Annotated in this window: 16 protein-coding genes and 1 riboswitch; of the genes, 11 read left to right on the top strand and 5 right to left on the bottom strand. The window is 74.4% G+C overall.

Going from position 1 to position 17,047, the window contains the following annotated elements:
• Window positions 1-2 precede the first annotated feature (2 nt).
• The 4 genes from sucC (at window position 3) to purN (ending at window position 4,131) form a co-directional block, all read left to right on the top strand.
• Window positions 3-1,169 carry an ADP-forming succinate--CoA ligase subunit beta gene (sucC, locus tag HDG68_RS12785; protein WP_172152699.1) on the top strand — a complete coding sequence of 389 codons (1,167 nt, stop codon included), beginning with the start codon at window positions 3-5 and terminating at the stop codon, window positions 1,167-1,169.
• Window positions 1,170-1,196: 27 nt separating this feature from the next.
• Window positions 1,197-2,093 (top strand): succinate--CoA ligase subunit alpha, encoded by an 897-nt coding sequence (sucD, locus tag HDG68_RS12780; protein ID WP_172152697.1) that lies wholly within the window; start codon window positions 1,197-1,199, stop codon window positions 2,091-2,093.
• A gap of 111 nt (window positions 2,094-2,204) precedes the next feature.
• Entirely contained in the window at window positions 2,205-3,446 is a 1,242-nt protein-coding gene (locus HDG68_RS12775; protein WP_172152695.1) for a cell division protein PerM, read from the top strand.
• 43 nt (window positions 3,447-3,489) lie between these two features.
• Entirely contained in the window at window positions 3,490-4,131 is a 642-nt protein-coding gene (gene purN / locus HDG68_RS12770; protein WP_172152693.1) for a phosphoribosylglycinamide formyltransferase, read from the top strand.
• Here purN and HDG68_RS12765 read toward each other — a convergent pair.
• On the bottom strand, window positions 4,128-4,697 hold the full coding sequence (locus HDG68_RS12765) for an ArsR/SmtB family transcription factor (protein WP_172152691.1): 570 nt from the start codon (window positions 4,695-4,697) through the stop codon (window positions 4,128-4,130). The genes purN and HDG68_RS12765 overlap by 4 nt on opposite strands.
• 72 nt (window positions 4,698-4,769) lie before the next feature.
• Between HDG68_RS12765 and HDG68_RS12760 the strand changes: the two genes are divergently transcribed.
• Window positions 4,770-6,032 (top strand): MFS transporter, encoded by a 1,263-nt coding sequence (locus tag HDG68_RS12760; protein WP_172152689.1) that lies wholly within the window; start codon window positions 4,770-4,772, stop codon window positions 6,030-6,032.
• A gap of 120 nt (window positions 6,033-6,152) precedes the next feature.
• Here the strand turns inward: HDG68_RS12760 and HDG68_RS12755 are convergent, their stop codons facing one another.
• Complete coding sequence (locus HDG68_RS12755) at window positions 6,153-7,229, bottom strand: SDR family NAD(P)-dependent oxidoreductase (protein ID WP_172152687.1); 1,077 nt, start codon at window positions 7,227-7,229, stop codon at window positions 6,153-6,155.
• A 63-nt stretch (window positions 7,230-7,292) separates the two neighbouring features.
• On the opposite strand from HDG68_RS12755, the gene HDG68_RS12750 reads away from it, so the two are divergent.
• Both HDG68_RS12750 and purH read left to right on the top strand, forming a co-directional pair.
• Window positions 7,293-7,880, top strand: a complete 588-nt coding sequence (locus HDG68_RS12750; RefSeq protein WP_172152685.1) for a TetR family transcriptional regulator — start codon at window positions 7,293-7,295, stop codon at window positions 7,878-7,880.
• 65 nt (window positions 7,881-7,945) lie between these two features.
• A riboswitch (ZMP/ZTP riboswitch) is annotated at window positions 7,946-8,013 on the top strand.
• 88 nt (window positions 8,014-8,101) lie between these two features.
• Complete coding sequence (purH, locus tag HDG68_RS12745) at window positions 8,102-9,724, top strand: bifunctional phosphoribosylaminoimidazolecarboxamide formyltransferase/IMP cyclohydrolase (RefSeq protein ID WP_172152683.1); 1,623 nt, start codon at window positions 8,102-8,104, stop codon at window positions 9,722-9,724.
• Window positions 9,725-9,831: 107 nt separating this feature from the next.
• Here the strand turns inward: purH and HDG68_RS12740 are convergent, their stop codons facing one another.
• Entirely contained in the window at window positions 9,832-10,410 is a 579-nt protein-coding gene (locus HDG68_RS12740; protein ID WP_172152681.1) for a TetR family transcriptional regulator, read from the bottom strand.
• Between the two features lie 86 nt (window positions 10,411-10,496).
• Here HDG68_RS12740 and HDG68_RS12735 point away from each other — a divergent pair, with 86 nt between their 5' ends.
• Window positions 10,497-11,477 carry an ATP-binding cassette domain-containing protein gene (locus HDG68_RS12735; protein WP_172152679.1) on the top strand — a complete coding sequence of 327 codons (981 nt, stop codon included), beginning with the start codon at window positions 10,497-10,499 and terminating at the stop codon, window positions 11,475-11,477.
• The gene (locus HDG68_RS12730; protein WP_172152677.1) at window positions 11,474-13,051 is read left to right on the top strand and encodes an ABC transporter permease; all 1,578 of its coding nucleotides are present in this window, start codon (window positions 11,474-11,476) and stop codon (window positions 13,049-13,051) included. Before HDG68_RS12735 ends, HDG68_RS12730 begins: the two co-directional genes overlap by 4 nt.
• A 49-nt stretch (window positions 13,052-13,100) precedes the next feature.
• Here HDG68_RS12730 and HDG68_RS17585 read toward each other — a convergent pair whose 3' ends face one another.
• The gene (locus HDG68_RS17585) at window positions 13,101-14,360 is read right to left on the bottom strand and encodes an FAD-dependent oxidoreductase (RefSeq protein ID WP_172152675.1); all 1,260 of its coding nucleotides are present in this window, start codon (window positions 14,358-14,360) and stop codon (window positions 13,101-13,103) included.
• A 53-nt stretch (window positions 14,361-14,413) separates the two neighbouring features.
• Between HDG68_RS17585 and HDG68_RS12720 the strand changes: the two genes are divergently transcribed.
• Window positions 14,414-14,749 (top strand): DUF3017 domain-containing protein, encoded by a 336-nt coding sequence (locus HDG68_RS12720; protein ID WP_343037566.1) that lies wholly within the window; start codon window positions 14,414-14,416, stop codon window positions 14,747-14,749.
• 55 nt (window positions 14,750-14,804) lie between these two features.
• Here HDG68_RS12720 and HDG68_RS12715 read toward each other — a convergent pair whose 3' ends face one another.
• Window positions 14,805-15,827: an aquaporin gene (locus HDG68_RS12715; RefSeq protein ID WP_172152673.1), complete on the bottom strand. Its 1,023-nt coding sequence runs from the start codon at window positions 15,825-15,827 to the stop codon at window positions 14,805-14,807.
• A 212-nt stretch (window positions 15,828-16,039) separates the two neighbouring features.
• Here HDG68_RS12715 and HDG68_RS12710 point away from each other — a divergent pair, with 212 nt between their 5' ends.
• Window positions 16,040-17,026: a malate dehydrogenase gene (locus HDG68_RS12710; RefSeq protein WP_216648410.1), complete on the top strand. Its 987-nt coding sequence runs from the start codon at window positions 16,040-16,042 to the stop codon at window positions 17,024-17,026.
• The last annotated feature ends 21 nt before the right edge of the window (window positions 17,027-17,047 follow it).

Genomic DNA, 17,047 nt, shown 5'->3' with positions numbered 1-17,047 from the left:
GGGTGGACCTGTTCGAATACCAGGCTCGCGACATCTTCGAGAAGCACGGCGTCCCCGTGCTCGGGGGCGTCGTCGCGACGACGCCCGAGGAGGCTCGCGCAGGCGCAGAGAAGCTCGGCGGCGGAACGGTCGTCGTCAAGGCCCAGGTCAAGATCGGCGGCCGCGGCAAGGCCGGAGGCGTCAAGCTGGCGCACTCGCCGGAGGAGGCCGCGCAGAAGGCCTCCGAGATCCTCGGCATGGACATCAAGGGCCACACGGTCCACCGCGTGATGATCGCCGCGGGCGCCCAGATCGCCGAGGAGTACTACTTCTCGGTGCTGCTGGACCGCGCGAACCGCAACTACCTGGCGATGTGCTCCGTCGAGGGCGGTGTCGAGATCGAGGAGCTCGCCGTCGAGCGTCCCGAGGCGCTGGCCAAGGTCGCGGTCGACCCGGCCGTGGGCATCGACGCGGCCAAGGCCGCCGAGATCGTCGAGGCCGCCGGCTTCGAGGCCGACGTCAAGGACAAGGTCGCCGAGGCCATCCAGAAGCTGTGGACGGTGTTCTCGGAGGAGGACGCCACCCTCGTCGAGGTCAACCCGCTGGTCAAGACCGAGCAGGGCGACATCATCGCCCTGGACGGCAAGGTCACGCTCGACGCCAACGCGGACTTCCGGCACCCGGAGCACGCCGAGCTCGAGGACTCCGCGGCCACCGACCCGCTGGAGGCCAAGGCCAAGGAGCACGACCTCAACTACGTCAAGCTCGACGGCGAGGTCGGCATTATCGGCAACGGTGCGGGCCTGGTCATGTCCACGCTCGACGTCGTCGCGTACGCCGGCGAGGACCACGGCGGCGTCAAGCCCGCCAACTTCCTCGACATCGGTGGCGGCGCCAACGCCCAGGTCATGGCCGCCGGTCTCGACGTCATCCTGAACGACGACCAGGTCAAGTCGGTGTTCGTCAACGTCTTCGGCGGCATCACCGCCTGCGACGAGGTCGCCAAGGGCATCGTCGGCGCGCTGGAGATCCTCGGCGACGAGGCCTCCAAGCCGCTGGTCGTCCGCCTGGACGGCAACAGCGTCGAGAAGGGTCGCGCGATCCTCGCGGAGGCGAACCACCCCCTCGTGACCCTTGCCGAGACCATGGACGGCGGCGCCGACAAGGCAGCCGAGCTGGCCAACGCCTGAGACGCCGGAAAGCGAAGAGACACAGACATGTCGATCTACCTGAACTCCGACTCCAAGATCATCGTCCAGGGCATCACCGGCGGGATGGGTGCCAAGCACACCGCCCTCATGCTCGACGCGGCCTCCACCATCGTCGGCGGCGTCAACGCGCGCAAGGCCGGCCAGACGGTCGACCACACCGACCACGAGGGCAACCCCGTCATCCTGCCGGTGTTCGGCACGGTGTCCGAGGCCATGTCCGAGACGGGCGCGAACGTCTCGGTCGTGTTCGTCCCGCCGGCGTTCACCAAGGACGCCTGCATCGAGGCGATCGACGCGGGCATCGAGCTGCTCGTCGTCATCACCGAGGGCGTGCCGGTCCAGGACACCGCCGAGGTGTTCGCCTACCTCGAGGGCAAGTCCACCCGGATGATCGGGCCGAACTGCCCCGGCATCATCACCCCGGGCGAGTCGCTGGCCGGCATCACCCCGCACACCATCACCGACTCCGGCCCCATCGGCCTGGTGTCCAAGTCGGGCACGCTGACCTACCAGATGATGTACGAGCTGCGGGACTTCGGGTTCTCCACCGCCATCGGCATCGGCGGCGACCCGGTCATCGGCACCACGCACATCGACGCGCTCGAGGCGTTCGAGAACGACCCCGACACGAAGGCGATCGTCATGATCGGCGAGATCGGCGGCGACGCCGAGGAGCGTGCGGCGGCGTACATCAAGGACCACGTGACCAAGCCGGTCGTCGGCTACGTCGCGGGCTTCACCGCCCCGGAGGGCAAGACGATGGGCCACGCCGGCGCCATCGTGTCCGGCTCGTCCGGCACCGCGCAGGCCAAGAAGGAGGCCCTCGAGGCCGTGGGCGTGAAGGTCGGCAAGACGCCGTCCGAGACCGCCCAGCTCATGCGGGAGATCCTGCAGAGCGCCTGATCCGCGATCCGTCGCGAGACGCCCGCCCCACCGGTCCGCCGGCGGGGCGGGCGTCGTCGTCCCCGGCGTGGCACGTCCGACGGCGGCGGTCCGGCGGGGGACCATGACCGCGTGAGTGCTTCCTCCCGGACGAGTCCCCGCGTCGTCGAGCCGACCGCTCCCGGCCGGGTCCGGGAACGGTTCGCCCTGGCGTCCTCCGGGGTGTGGGCCGCGTTGCAGGCGTTCGGGCTGTCCTACGCGGTCGTCGCGCTGCTCGCGGTCACCGCAGTGCTGGACGCACCCAACGCGGCCGGGTCCGACGGCGGTCTGAGCGCAGGCGTCTCGGTGGCGACGGGCCTGTGGCTGCTCGGGCACGGCGTGCCCCTGTCCGCCGGTGGCGCGACGGTCACCGTCGTCCCCCTGGGGATCACGGCGCTGGCGCTGTTCACCCTGCACGTCGCCGCCAAGCGCTCGGCCGTGCCGACGCTCGCCGCCTGGATCGGCGGGACCACCACCTACACGGCCGCGACCGCAGGTCTCGCCGTGGCCCTGGACCTCGGTGCAACGGCCGCGACCGGCGGATGGTCGGACATCGCCCTCCAGGTGGCCGCCGCGCTGGCGGGCGGCGCGCTCCTCGGTGGCGGCGGTCTGGCCCTCGGGATGTTCTCCGCGCCGGACGGGCCGCTGCTCGCCGGCATGACGCCCCGGCTCGACCCCTACCTGCCGGACACCCTGCGGCTCGGCCTGCGGGCCGGCGTCGTCGGTGCGGCGCTGCTCGTGGGCCTGGGCGGGCTGCTGACCGCGGTGTGGCTGGTCGTCGGGAGCGCCGCCGCGGGCGACGTCGCCGCAGGCCTCGGGGCCGGCTGGGTCGGCACCGTGGTGCTCGGACTCGCGCAGGCGGTCCTGGTGCCCAACCTCGTCGTCTGGGCGACGGCCTGGCTCGCCGGCCCCGGGTTCGCCGTCGGCACGGAGTCGGTGTTCTCGCCGGCGGTGACCGAGGCCGGCGCGCTCCCGGCGCTCCCGCTGCTGGGAGCGCTGCCCGGACCGGACTGGAGCACGCCGTACGCCGTCTGGGCCCCCGCGCTCGTGGTCGCGTGCGGTGCCGCCGCCGGATGGTTCGCGTGGCGTCAGCTCGAACCGGCGCTCGTGCGGGTCCTGGACCTGGCGTGGATCGCGGGCGGCACGGCGCTCGCCGCCGGCGGCGCGACGGCCCTGCTCCAGTGGTCGGCCGGGGGCGCCGTCGGGGCGGACCACCTCGCCACGGTCGGGGCCGACCCGTGGGTGACCGCCGGGCTCGTCGCCGCCGAGATCGGCGGGGGAGCGGCGCTGGTGCTCGCCGTCGCGCTCGGCCGCCGGCGGTGGGGCGAGCGGTAGCCGGCCGGACCGCAGCGCCGTCCGGTCCACGTAGGGTGTGTGCGTGCAGACTCCCTCCGGCCATCTCGTGGATCCGGCGCGCGGCGCGCGCCTCGTCGTGCTCGCCTCCGGAGGCGGGTCGAACCTCGCGGCGCTGCTGGCCGCGCACGACGACGTCGCCTTCGGGGCGCGCGTCGTCGGCGTCGTCTCGGACAAGCCCGCCGCGGGAGCGCTCGACCTGGCGCGGGACGCGGGCGTCGCCTCCGTGGCCGTCGCCCCGGCCGACTTCGCCGACCGCGCCGCCTGGAACACCGGGATCGGCGAGGCCGTCGAGGTCTTTCGGCCCGACTGGGTGGTGCTCGCGGGGTTCATGCGCATCCTGTCGCCCGAGTTCCTGGCGCGGTTCCCCCAGCGGGTCCTCAACACCCACCCGGCGCTGCTGCCGGCGTTCCCCGGTGCGCACGGGGTGCGGGACGCCCTGGCCTACGGCGTGAAGATGACCGGCTGCACCGTGCACGTCGTCGACGACGGCGTGGACACCGGCCCGATCGTCGCGCAGGCGGCGGTGCCGGTGCTGGACGACGACGACGAGGCAGCCCTGCACGAGCGCATCAAGGTGGCCGAGCGCTCGCTGCTGGTGGAGACCGTGGGCCGTGCGGCGCGTGAGGGGCTCCGCGTGGCGGGTCGCCGCGCCGTGTTCGGCTAGTCCGTCGTCGTCTCGGCGTCGCGGGGACCCAGTGCCAGCAGGAGCTGGTAGTACTCGCGGTTCTCGCCGCGGTGCTCGCGGGCGGCCGCGAGGGCGCGGTCGGTCCAGCGTTCCTGGAGCTCGACGAGCTCGTTGCCGAACTGCTCCGCCTCGTCGGCCGTCAGCAGCACGTTGTTGAGCACGAGCGTGCGGCGCCGGCCGTCGGCGTCCGCAGGCCCGCCGTCCGAGGCCCGGGCGACGAGGTCCGAGAGCCATGCCGTCGCCGGGCGCATCGCCTGAGCCGTCGCGCCGGGGGAGCTGGAGTCGATTCGGTACGACTCGGCGACGTTGCGCCAGACGCGGTCGCGCTTGTCGCGCGCCAGCTCGGGGGCCTCGACGACCATGCCGGCCCTGGCGAGCGTGCGCAGGTGGAAGCTGACCGAGTTGGCGGGCTCGCCGACGGCCTGGGCCAGGTCCGTGGCTCGTGCGTGCTCCAGCACCGCGAGCTGCATGAGGATCTTCTGGCGCAGGGGATGGGCGATCGCCTTGAGCTCCTCGGGGCTCTGCACCAGGAACGTCTCCTCCATGCGGTGACCTTATCAACACATGTTGCGCAAGAAGCATTGCGCAGCGATAAGTGCGCAAGTACTATTGCGCGTATGACGACGACCTCCCCGGACACGGCTGCTCCGTCGAGCCTGCTGCGCAACCGCTCCTACATGCTGGTCATGAGCGGCCTGACCGCCCAGGCGTTCGGTGCCGGGGTCGCCGCGTTCGTCGTGCCGCTGCTGGCCTACGCCGTGACCGACTCCGTCTGGCAGGCCGGTCTGGTCACCGCCCTCGGGCACGTGGGTGCCCTGCTCGCCACGCTCCCGGCCGGCGTCGTCGCCGACCGGGTGGACCGCCGTCGGATCGTGGTGCTGACCTCGGCCACGGCAGCCCTGGCCTGGGCGAGCGCCGGTGCCGCGGCGCTCGCCGGCGGGCTCACCGCCGTCCACCTGACCGCGGTGCTGCTCGTGTCCTCCGTCGCGGGGGCGTTCGTCGACCCGTCGGTCGCCGGGGCGTTCCGGTCCGTGGTGCCGGCCGCACAGCTCCCGACCGCCTATGCCGCGGCGCAGGGCAGGGACGCCGCGGCGAGCCTGGTCGCCGGCCCGCTCGGCGGCGTCCTGTACGGCATCGCGCACGCGGTCCCGCTGATCGCGGGCGCTGTGGGACACCTCGCCACGGCGGTCTGCACCTGGCTGGTGCGTGAGCCACTCAACGCCGACACGGCCGAGGCACGCCGGACCCACCCTGTCGCCGCGCTGCGCGAAGGGCTGCGCTACGTCTGGTCCGTGCCGCTGTTCCGCCTGTGCCTCGGGCTGTTCGCGGTGATCAACGTGGCCATCAACGCGCTGCTGATGGCGATCGTCCTCGACCTGACCGCCGGCGGGACGTCCGCGGCCCGCATCGGGCTGGTGTCGGGCACGGCGGGGGCCTCGATGCTGCTCGGCGCCGTGCTGGCGCCCGTCCTGGTCCGCCGGTTCAGGGTCGGGGTGGTCACGCCCGTCGCGCTGGCGATGGTCGCCGCGGCCGCCGTCGTCATGGCTGCGTCGCAGGATTTCGTCGTCTACCTGCTGGCGCTCGGCCTGGGCGTGCTCGGGGTTCCGGCGGCCAACGCGGGGCTGGCGGGGTACGCCGCGGCGATCACTCCGCCGCAGATGCAGGGCCGGTTCTCCTCGGTCATGGAGCTCTCGGGGGTGGTCGCCATGCCGCTGGCGCCGCTGGTCGGGTCGGGCCTGCTCGCGCTCGCCGGTCTGCCGACGGCGCTCGTCGTCCTCGCCGCGGTGCTGGGGGCCGCCGTCGTCGGCGTGTGGTGCGCCCGGCCCGTGCGCCGGATCGGGCTGCCGGAGTCCTGGGCTGACGACGCGATCGACGGCTGACGACGACGGTTCCCGCCCGTCGCTGTGGGCGCACTTCGTGTGACTCCATACCAGGAGGAATGGGGCTTAACGGGCCACGAGATGCGCCCACAGCGACGGGTGGGTGGATCGGCGGGTGGGTCAGGCGGCGGACCAGCCGCCGTCAGACGCGAGGACCTGCCCGTTGACATTCGTCGAGTCCGCGGACAGCAGGAACGTGATCGACGCCGCGAGCTGCTCCGGCATCGCGATGTCCGCCATGATCCCCATGGCCGACTGCACCCGGCCCATGCCGAACTCGTCGACGTCCTGCGGGCTCATGCCGGTGGCCACCCCGCCGGGCGCGACCGCGTTCACGCGGACGCCGGTGCCGGTGTACATGAACGCCGCGTTCTTCGTCAGCCCGACGACGGCGTGCTTCGAGGCCGTGTAGGCCGCGCCGGACGCGGAGCCGCGCAGCCCGGCCTCCGAGGCGACGTTGACGATCCGGCCCTCGGCGGCGGCGAGCATGCCGGGCACGACGGCGCGCATCAGCTTCATGGTGCCGGTGACGTTGACGGCGAACACCTTGTCCCAGGTGGCGTCGTCGACGGTGTGCACGGGGGCGAACCGGTCCATGATGCCCGCGACGTTGGCCAGGGCGTGGATCCGACCGCCGGCGGCCTCGACGATGCGGGCGACCGCGGCGTCGTCGGTGATGTCGGCCGTGACCGGCACGACGGCGGCGCCGTCGGGGAGCGAACCGCCGAGCTCCGCGGCGAGGTCGTCCAGGCCGCCCTCGGTCATGTCGACCGCGACGACGCGGCCGCCCTCACGGGCGACGCGGGACGCGGTGGCGCGGCCGATGCCGGAGGCGGCGCCGGTGACCACGACGGTCTGCCCGGCGAACCGGCCCGGCGTGATCTGCTCGTCCCAGTCGGCAGGCTCCGGAGCGGCGTCCTGCTCCGTCGGGGCCGTCGTCTCCGCCGGGGCGCCCTCGACGGGCGCGTCGGCACCGGCCGCCTTGAGCTCGGCCGCGCGAGCGACCATCGCGTCGGCGGCCTCGGCGGAGAACTTGCCGCGCGAGAGCTTGACGAGCTTGCCGAGCTTGAGGCGCTTGGCCGGGGCCAGCGACTTCGTGGTGGCGCCGGCCTCGGCCAGCATGTCGGAGAAGACCCGCTCGCCGACGGGGTCAGCGAGCCACTCCGCCACGGTGTTGTTCAGGGTCAGGTCTGCCATGGTCTACCTCCGTCGGATCAACCGGACATTCATGTCCGGATTCTCAGTCCTAAGGTAGCACTCGTGACCACCTCCGAGCCGAAGAGCACGCGACGCACCAACGCCGGCCCGCGGGCCGCAGCGCGCAACCGCGCGGCCCTGCTCGCGGCCGCCCGCGAGATCTTCGCCGAGCACGGCGCGCACGCGCCCCTGAACGCCGTCGCGCGACGGGCCGGCGTGGGGCAGGGCAGCCTGTACCGCCACTTCCCGGACCGGCTGGCGCTCGTGCTGGCCCTGTTCGAGGAGCAGGTGGCCACCGTGGAGGAGCTGGCCCGCGACCCGCGGACCACGCTCGCCGACCTGCTCGGACTCGTCACCCGGCACGCGATCGACTCGGTGGTCAGCATCGACCTGGCCGCGGGCAGCCCCGAGATCCGGCCCGACCCCCGCCTGGTGGACCTGCGCGACCGGATCGCCGACGTGCTCAGCACCCGCATCGGCCCGGCGATCGACGCCGGACTGGCGCGTCCCGGGACCACGGTCGAGGACGTCCTGCTCGGGGTGGAGATGGTGGCCGCCGCGCTCACGCGCCGGCCCGCCGACGACCGGGAGCGGTACGCCGTGCGCGCCTGGCGGCTGCTGGGCTTCGAGGTCACCCCGGCGCCGCGCTGAGCCGTCGGACGGCAGACCGGGCAAGGGTCGGGTCGACGACATCGGCCGCACGCGACCGGTAGGATCGAGGCGGCCGTGACTGGCGAGGGTGGACAACCACCGGGGAGCGGCCGCCTCGACCTGTGCGGCCGACGTCGCGCCGGGTCGGGCCACACCGTGCGCGCCGCCCGCCTGGGCGCCAGGGTTTCCGCGACGACACCGCCAGCGAGGAGACCACCCCGATGTCCGGCATCCCCACGAACCCCGACGTCCAGCTCGCCGACGACGCCCGCCGCCCGATCCGCCGGGCCCTGCTGAGCGTCTACGACAAGACCGGCCTCGTCGAGCTCGCCACCGCCCTGCACGGCGCCGGTGTCGAGCTCGTCTCCACCGGGTCGACCGCGACGCGGATCGCCGACGCCGGTGTCCCGGTGACCCGCGTCGAGGAGCTCACCGGCTTCCCCGAGTGCCTCGAGGGCCGGGTCAAGACGCTCCACCCGCGCGTGCACGCCGGCATCCTGGCCGACACCCGCAAGCCCGACCACCTCGACCAGCTCCGCGAGCTGGAGATCGACACGTTCGAGCTCGTGGTGGTCAACCTGTACCCGTTCGCCGAGACCGTCGCCTCGGGCGCCGCCCCGGACGCCGTCGTCGAGCAGATCGACATCGGCGGGCCGTCCATGGTCCGGGCCGCGGCGAAGAACCACCCGAGCGTCGCCGTCGTCGTCGACCCCGCCCGGTACGACGACGTCACCGCCGCCACGCAGGCGGGCGGCTTCACGTTCGCCGAGCGCAAGCGCCTGGCCGCCGCTGCGTTCGCGCACACCGCCACCTACGACGTCGCCGTCTCCGCCTGGTTCGCCAGCGCCTACGCGGCGGACGAGGCGGCGGGCGAGTCCGGCATGCCCGACGTCGTCGGCGCCACGTACGAGCGGTCGGACGTGCTGCGCTACGGCGAGAACCCGCACCAGCGCGCCGCCCTGTACACGGCGGCCGACGGCGCGACCGGGCTGGCGCAGGCCACCCAGCTGCACGGCAAGGCGATGAGCTACAACAACTACGTCGACGCCGACGCCGCGTGGCGCGCCGCGCACGACCACACCGACCCGGCCGTGGCGATCATCAAGCACGCCAACCCGTGCGGCATCGCCGTCGGGGCCGACGTCGCCCAGGCGCACGCCCGCGCCCACGCCACCGACCCGGTCTCGGCGTTCGGCGGGGTCATCGCCGCCAACCGCACGATCACCAAGGCGGCGGCCGAGCAGATCGCGCCGGTGTTCACCGAGGTGGTCGTTGCTCCGGGCTTCGAGCCGGAGGCGCTCGAGGTGCTGCAGGCCAAGAAGAACATCCGGCTGCTGACGGTGGACGCGCCGCCGTCGTCCCCGGTGGAGACGCGGCCGATCTCCGGCGGGCTGCTCGTCCAGGCCGTCGACCGCTTCCAGGCCGACGGCGACGACCCGGCCGCCTGGACGCTGGCGGCCGGCGAGCCCGCCGACGAGGCCACGCTGGCCGACCTGGCCTTCGCCTGGCGGGCCGTGCGGGCCGCGAAGTCGAACGCCATCCTGCTGGCCGCCGACGGTGCCGCCGTCGGGATCGGCATGGGTCAGGTCAACCGCGTGGACTCCTGCCGGCTGTCGGTCGAACGGGCCAACACCCTCGCGGACGACGCCGAGCGCGCCCGGGGTGCCGTCGCGGCGTCGGACGCGTTCTTCCCGTTCGCCGACGGGCTGCAGGTGCTGCTGGACGCCGGGGTGCGCGCCGTCGTGCAGCCCGGTGGGTCGATCCGCGACGAGGAGGTCGTCGCGGCCGCGCAGGAGGCGGGCGTGACGATGTACCTGACGGGAACGCGCCACTTCGCCCACTGACCCGCACCGCCCCGGGGTGCACATCGAGCGTGCCGGGTTGTCCCCTACCGCGAACGGTTGAGGGACAACCCGGCACGCTCGATGCGTCAGCGGGCGTTCGGCGGTCGTCAGCGGGCGTCGAGGGACTCCAGCGCCGCGAGGGCCTCGAGGACGCGGTCGCGCAGGTCGTCGTCCTCGGGGCCCTCGGCCCACGCGGTGATCGCGGCGGTGAGCGCGGCGGCGACGGCGCGCCCGCGGGCGCGGGCGACGAACGGCGGGTGCTCGCTGCCCGTGACGACGCGGGCGAGCAGGTCGCCGAACCGGCCCGACTCCTGGTCCAGGACGTGGGCGAGCGACGGCGTCGAGCGCAGCAGGTGGAGCTTGCGCCGCCAGGTGGCACCCGGGTCGGTCCGGCCGGTCCAGGCCCCGGGCGGGATCCGGGCGGCGACGTCGCGCACGGCGCTGAGCAGTCCGGTGGCCGTCGCGCGGTCGGCGACCTGCGCCAGGAACGCGGCGTCCGCGTCGTCGTGGGCGACCAGCATCTCCTTGGTGCCGAAGTGGCGGAACACGGTGCGTTCGGCGACCTCGGCCGCCGCGGCGACGTCCGCGACCGTGACGGCGTCGAACCCGTGGCGCTCGAACAGGTCCAGCGCCACGGACTGGACGTGCCGCATCGTCGTGGTCCGGCGTCGTGCTCTGAGGTCCATCGGTCTCCGTCCGTCCCGGTGCCGACCGGGTGCATCGATAGTACAGTGACTGCCAACTGGCAGCGACTGACACATCGAGGAGAGTCGTGACGGCACCGATCGTGAACATCCAGGGACTCGAGAAGACGTTCGGGTCGTTCCGCGCGCTCGACGGGCTCGACCTCCGGCTCGACCCCGGAGAGGTGCGCGGCTTCCTCGGACCCAACGGCGCCGGGAAGTCCACCACCATCCGCGTCCTGCTCGGCCTGATGCGCCCCAGCGGCGGCGAGGTGCGACTCTTCGGCGAGGACCCGTGGAAGCACGCCGTCCGCCTGCACCGCCACCTCACCTACGTGCCCGGCGACGTCGCCCTGTGGCCCGGCCTGACCGGCGGGCAGTGCATCGACGTGCTGGGCGCATCCGGCGCCCCGCTCGACCCGGCACGGCGCACCGAGCTCGTCGACAGGTTCGACCTCGACCACACCAAGCGCGTGCGCGACTACTCCAAGGGCAACCGGCAGAAGGTCGCCCTCGTCGCCGCGTTCGCCGCGCAGGCCGACCTGCTCGTCCTCGACGAACCCACCTCCGGCCTCGACCCCCTCATGGAGGAGGTCTTCCGCGAATGCGTCGCCGAACGCGCCGCCGACGGCGCCACCGTGCTGCTCAGCAGCCACATCCTCAGCGAGGTCGAGGCCCTGTGCTCGACGGTCACGATCGTGCGCCACGGCAAGGTCGTCCGCGACGGGTCGGTGGCCGAGCTGCGCAACCTCGCGCGCACCACCGTGCACGCGGTCACCCGCGGGCCCGCCCCGGAGCTGCGCGACGACGACGGCGTGGCGGACCTCGTCGTCGAACCCTCCGTCGAGCCCGGCGGGTCCGGCGACGGCGCCGACGTCACGTTCACCGTCGAGCCCGCCCACCTCGACCGGGTCCTCAAGCCGCTGGTCGACGGCGGGCTGGCCGCGCTCACCGTCCGGCCGCCCAGCCTCGACGAGCTGTTCCTCTCCGAGTACGACGCCGGTCCCGACCGGGACGACGCGGCCGACGCGGCCGACCGGCCCGGGGCCGCCGGCGAGGCGGACCGATGAGCCGCGCACGCTCCGGGCTCGCCGTCGCCCTGCGCCTGCAGCTGCGCACCGGCTGGAAGGTGCTCGCGGCCTGGGTCGTCGGGCTCGTCGGCACGTACGCCGCCACGGTCGCCGCCATCGACACCACCTACGGCACGCCGGAGCAGCTCGCCACCTACGGCGCCACCGTCGGCGCCGACCCCACCATGGCCGCCATCAACGGCACCCCCTACGGCGCCGACACCCTCGGCGGCGTCGTGTCCAACGAGTTCGGCTTCATCTCCGCCATCGCGATCCCGCTCATGGGACTGCTGCTCGTGACCCGCTCCACCCGCGCCCCGGAGGAGACCGGGATGCTCGAGCTGCTGCGCTCGCGATCGGTCTCCGCCCGCGCCCCGTGGACGGCAGCATTGCTCGTCACCGGCGGCGCACTCGTCCTCGTCGCGCTCGGGATGCTCGCCACCCTGCTCGCCTACGACGTCGACGCGGCCGACGCCGCCCTGTACGCCGCCTCGATCGCCGGGCTCGGCGCGGTCTTCGCCGGGATCGCGACGCTGGCCGGTCAGCTCCTGCGCCGCGCCGCCGGTGTCACCGCCGTCGGCGTCCTCGTGCTCGGCATCGCCTACGTCGCCCGTGCCGCCGGCGACGTCAAGGACACCGGGTGGCGCTGGCTGTCGCCCCTCGCGTGGCAGCAGGAGACCCGACCGTTCGCCGACGACGCCCGCGTGTGGCCGCTCCTCCTCGCCCTCGGGGTCGCCGCGACCCTGGTCGCCGCGGGACTGGTCCTCGTCGGACGCCGCGACCTCGGCAGCGCCCTGGTCGCCGGCCGGCCCGGCCCCGCCCGGGCGGGCCGCTTCCTGAGCAGTCTCCCGGGACTCGCCCTGCGCCAGCACGGCGCCGGGCTCGTCTCCTGGACCGTCGGTGCCGCCGTCGTCGGTGGCGTCTTCGGGGTCTTCACTGACGACATCGACGACGTCGTCGAGGCCAACCCGGACGTGCAGCAGCTCATGAGCGCCGGTGGCGGCGACGCCGCGACCTGGTACGTCGCCTACTGCCTCGTGCTGGTCCTGCTGATGGCCGTCGGCGCCGGAGTCCAGGTCGTCACCCGCGTGCGGCGCGAGGAGACCGGCGGACGCCTCGAGACGACCCTGTCGCGCGCCGTGCCGCGCGCCGGCTGGCTCGGGACGCACGCCGCGGTCGCCGTGCTCGGGGCGATGGCGGTGGCGCTCGCGGGCGGTGCCGGGCTCGGGGTCGCCGTGACCGCGAGCGGCGGCGACGTCGACACCCTGACCGCCACGGTCGAGTACCTGCCGGCCGTCGCCGCGGTGCCCGCGCTGGGCGTGGGGCTGTTCGGGGCGTTGCCGCGCGGCACGTCGCTGGTGTGGGCGGCGTTCGGCTACGTCGCCGTCGTCGAGCTCATCGGGGAGGCGCTCTCGATGCCGGACTGGGCCCTGGACCTCTCGCCGTTCCACGCGATCGGACGGCTGCCCGGCGACGACGCGTCGGGCCAGGCCGTGGCGGTCGTGTCGACGGTCGTGGTGGTGCTGCTGGCCGTCGGGCTGCTCGGCCTGCGACGCCGCGACGTGCCGCGCTGACCGGGCCGTGCCCGTGCTGCCCGGTCCGGCCCCGGCACGGAGTGGTGCGTCAGCGCGCGACGGTGTCGCGCAGCCGCACGGACGGGTCGCTCGCCCGGACCAGGTCGAGCCGCAGCGGCTCGGGCCGGTTCATGAGCCGCCGGACCGCCCCCACCTCGCGCGGGGCGTCGACCAGCAGCACGGCCTGCACGACGGCGGCCCCGTCGTCGGGGACGTCGCCGGCGTCGGTCCAGAACGCGGCCCACGGCCCCTCGCCGGGCGTGCCGCGCCACGCCGTCGGCTCCCCGGCGGGCAGGCCGAAGAGCGCGAGGTCGTGACCGAGCTGCCGGGAGAAGACGTACGGCGCCTGCGGGTCGGGCAGCTCGAGGCCCAGCATCCCGCGCACGACGGCGTCGGGGTCGTGCAGCGCCGCCGACCAGTGCCCGCCCGGGACCCGTCCGAGGACCGGGTGCGGCCGGGACGCGGTGTCCCCGACGGCATACAGGCCGGCGACGTCCGGCACCGCTCCCGACGCGTCGACGAGGAGGCTGCCCGCCGGGTCGAACGCCTGCTGCGGCACGGTGCCGCGGAGCCAGCCCGTCGCCGGGCGCGCGCCGACCGCCGCCAGGACGACGTCCGCCGGGACGTGCTCGCCCGTCGCCAGCGTCACGCCGTCGGGGTGCACCTCCTGGGCGGGGGAGCGCAGCCGCAGCCGGACACCGGCGTCGTCGAACCAGGGCACGAGGTGGGCGCCGACGGCGTGCCCGAGCTGGCGTTCGAGCGGTGCGTCTCCCGCCTCCAGCACGGTCACCTCGGCCCCGGCCTCGCGGGCGGCGCCGGAGACCTCCGCGCCGATCCAGCCGGCACCGACGACGAGGAGCCGGGCACCCGGCCGCAGCGCGGCACGCAGGCGGGCGGCGTCGGCCGCGGTGTGCAGCACGTCGGCGTCCCAGCCCGGCGGGAGCACCGGCCGTGAGCCGGAGGCCACCACGACGGCGTCCGCGGTGAGCACCTCACCACCGCGGGTGCGGACCGCCGGGCCCGGCAACAGCTCGACGGCCGGGTCGTCCAGGCGTACGTCGTCGGCCAGGTCGTCGAGGTCGATCCCCAGGTCGTCGCGCAGCCAGACGGGCTCGGGGCGGGTCCAGAGCTCCTTCGACAAGGGCGGCCGGTCGTAGGGCGCCACGCCCTCGTCACCGAGCACGGTGACGCGGCCGTCGTGGCCGTGCTTGCGCAGCGCCGCCACGGTCTGGGCGCCCGCCAGACCGGCACCCACGACGACGACGGACCCGGGGCGGGCGGCAGGAGCCGCGGAGGCGGGGGTGTGCACGGGGCCACGCTACGCCGTCGTCGGGACGGTGACGCCGACGGTACGCTCGAGGGGTGGCCCCCGACCCCGAGCAGTCCGCGCAGCCGCACTGGCACACCGTCGACGCCGCCCCCCGCACCCCACCGTCGGGCGCGCCGAGCACGCCGGTCCCCGCCATCCTGATGGCGATCGGCGGCATCATGCTGGCCGTCGCGCTCGGGTTCCTGCTCTCGGCGCGCTGGGGCTCGCTGACCATCGCCGCGACGCTGGCCGTCGCCGGGCTGTGGCGGGCGACGTCGCCCTCCGGTCCGGCGGGGCTGGCCATCCGTACCCGCGGCTTCGACGTCTTCCTGTGCTGGACCGCCGCCGCGGCGGTGGGGTTCCTCGCCCTGACGGCTCCCGGCGTCTGACCGGACGCACGAACGCCCGTGCCCGACCGTCCGGTCGGGCACGGGCGCGGTGGTCTCACGGGCGAGCGGGGGTCTCCGGGTCGCCGGGCTCCTCGGAGCCCTCGGACGTCGTGTCCTCGGTCGCGGCCGACGGCGACTCGTGCTCCACGGCCTGAGACTCCACGGCCTCGCGCTCCTCGACCGCGGTCGCGGTCGCCGCGGCCACGGCGGCCACCGTCGCGGCCTCGGCGGCGGCCGGGGCGGTGCCCGGCTGGGCTTCCCAGCCCTCGGCGGGCTCGGCCACGGCGGGCACCGGGGCGAACGCCCGGGCGAACAGCGCCGCGAGCGCACCGCCGACGAGCGGCGCCACGAGGAACAGCCACAGCTGGCCGCCGACGCCGCCCTCGCCCCAGGCGTCGGGGGAGATCACGGAGGCCAGCGAGCGGGCCGGGTTGAACGACGTGTTGGTCACCAGCCACGAGACGATGTGCAGCGCGGCCAGCGTGAGGCCGATGACGACGGCCGGGTAGCCGATCTTGGCGCGCGGGTTGGTGACGCCGAGGATGACGCCCACGAAGATCGCGGCGATGAGCACCTCGACGATGGCGGCGGCCCCCAGGTCGAAGGTCGCCTGCCCCTGGGACACGGCGAACATCGGCGAGTGGTCGCCGTAGCCGTTGGCCGTGGCGGCGAGGACCTCGCCGGACGTGGCCGACCCGACCAGGGCGCCGTAGGAGCCGGGGATGATCAGCAGCAGCAGTGCACCGCAGGCGGCGGCGCCGACGAACTGCGCCAGCCAGTAGGGCAGCAGGTCGGCCCACGAGGAACGGCCGGCGAGGGTGAGCCCGAACGTGACCGCGGGGTTGAAGTGGCCGCCCGAGAGGTGGCCGACGGCGGCGATGGCGGCGATCAGGGCGATGCCACCGGCGAAGGCGACCGTCATGATCGACCCGCCGTTGGCGGCGTTGAAGGTCGCGGTGCCGACGATGCCCAGGACGAGGACGAAGGTGCCGAAGGCCTCGGCGGCCATCCGGGTGAAGAGGCGCGGTGGGGGCGGCGCCGTCTCGACGTCGCGTACGGTCGCGGTCTGCTCGGCCATGGTGGTCCTTTGCTCGTCGGAGGAAGAGAACGTGCGCCGACCGGGCGCGGCGGCGATGCTGGCACCGGTTCCTGAACGGGAACTGTGTCCGTGGGAACCGTCGGTTGCCTGTGGGCACGGTACCGCGCACCTGGGGCGTGACGTCGGACATGACACCGATCGTCGGCGTGCGAGGGGATGACGGACGCGTCCGCGTAGGCCAGAGTGGGCTCATGAGGACTCCTGTGAACGTCACCGTGACCGGGGCCGCCGGTCAGATCGGGTACGCCCTGCTGTTCCGCATCGCCTCGGGCGCGATGCTGGGCCCCGACACCCCCGTGCGGCTGAAGCTGCTCGAGATCCCGCAGGGCGTCAAGGCCGCCGAGGGCACCGCGATGGAGCTCGACGACTGCGCCTTCCCGCTGCTGGCCGGCATCGACATCGACGACGACGCCACGCGCGCGTTCGACGGCACGAACGTCGCGCTCCTCGTCGGCGCGCGGCCCCGCGGCCCGGGCATGGAGCGTGCCGACCTGCTGGAGGCCAACGGCGGCATCTTCGGGCCGCAGGGCCGGGCGATCAACGCCGGTGCCGCGGACGACGTGCGGGTCCTCGTGGTCGGCAACCCGGCCAACACCAACGCCCTCATCGCCTCGGCCCACGCGCCGGACGTGCCGGCCGAGCGGTTCACCGCGATGACGCGCCTGGACCACAACCGAGCGCTGTCGCAGGTGGCGCACAAGGCCGGTGTGCCGGTCTCGGAGGTGCGGCGCCTGACGATCTGGGGCAACCACTCGGCCACGCAGTACCCCGACCTCTTCCACGCCGACGTCGCGGGCAGCCCCGGCGGCGCCCTGACGGCGGACACCGCGTGGCTCACCGACGACTTCATCCCGACCGTCGCCAAGCGTGGCGCGGCGATCATCGACGCCCGCGGCGCGTCGTCGGCGGCCTCGGCGGCGAACGCCGCGATCGACCACGTCGACGACTGGGTGCACGGCACCCCGGCGGGGGACTGGACCAGCGTCGGGCTGCCCTCGCGCGGCGAATACGGCGTCCCGGAGGGACTCGTGTGCTCCTTCCCGGTGACATCCTCGGACGGCGCCTGGCACGTGGTCGAGGACCTGGAGATCGACGACTTCTCGCGCGAGCGCATCGACGCGAGCGTGGCCGAGCTCGCCGCCGAGCGGGACACCGTGCGGGGGCTCGGGCTGATCTGACGCGACGGCGGCGCGGCCCGG

The sequence above is a fragment of the Isoptericola chiayiensis genome (assembly GCF_013149805.1).
Lineage (GTDB): Bacteria > Actinomycetota > Actinomycetes > Actinomycetales > Cellulomonadaceae > Isoptericola > Isoptericola chiayiensis.
This window is presented reverse-complemented; position numbering and strand designations above follow the sequence as displayed.

Bases quoted from the DNA above. Each gene is read 5' to 3' on its own strand.
- sucD (WP_172152697.1), top strand. From the start codon at position 1,197: ATGTCGATCTACCTGAACTCCGACTCCAAGATCATCGTCCAGGGCATC.
- HDG68_RS12765 (WP_172152691.1), bottom strand. From the start codon at position 4,697: ATGGAGGAGACGTTCCTGGTGCAGAGCCCCGAGGAGCTCAAGGCGATC.
- HDG68_RS12760 (WP_172152689.1), top strand. From the start codon at position 4,770: ATGACGACGACCTCCCCGGACACGGCTGCTCCGTCGAGCCTGCTGCGC.
- HDG68_RS12755 (WP_172152687.1), bottom strand. From the start codon at position 7,229: ATGGCAGACCTGACCCTGAACAACACCGTGGCGGAGTGGCTCGCTGAC.
- purH (WP_172152683.1), top strand. From the start codon at position 8,102: ATGTCCGGCATCCCCACGAACCCCGACGTCCAGCTCGCCGACGACGCC.
- HDG68_RS12740 (WP_172152681.1), bottom strand. From the start codon at position 10,410: ATGGACCTCAGAGCACGACGCCGGACCACGACGATGCGGCACGTCCAG.
- HDG68_RS12730 (WP_172152677.1), top strand. From the start codon at position 11,474: ATGAGCCGCGCACGCTCCGGGCTCGCCGTCGCCCTGCGCCTGCAGCTG.
- HDG68_RS12715 (WP_172152673.1), bottom strand. From the start codon at position 15,827: ATGGCCGAGCAGACCGCGACCGTACGCGACGTCGAGACGGCGCCGCCC.
- HDG68_RS12710 (WP_216648410.1), top strand. From the start codon at position 16,040: ATGAGGACTCCTGTGAACGTCACCGTGACCGGGGCCGCCGGTCAGATC.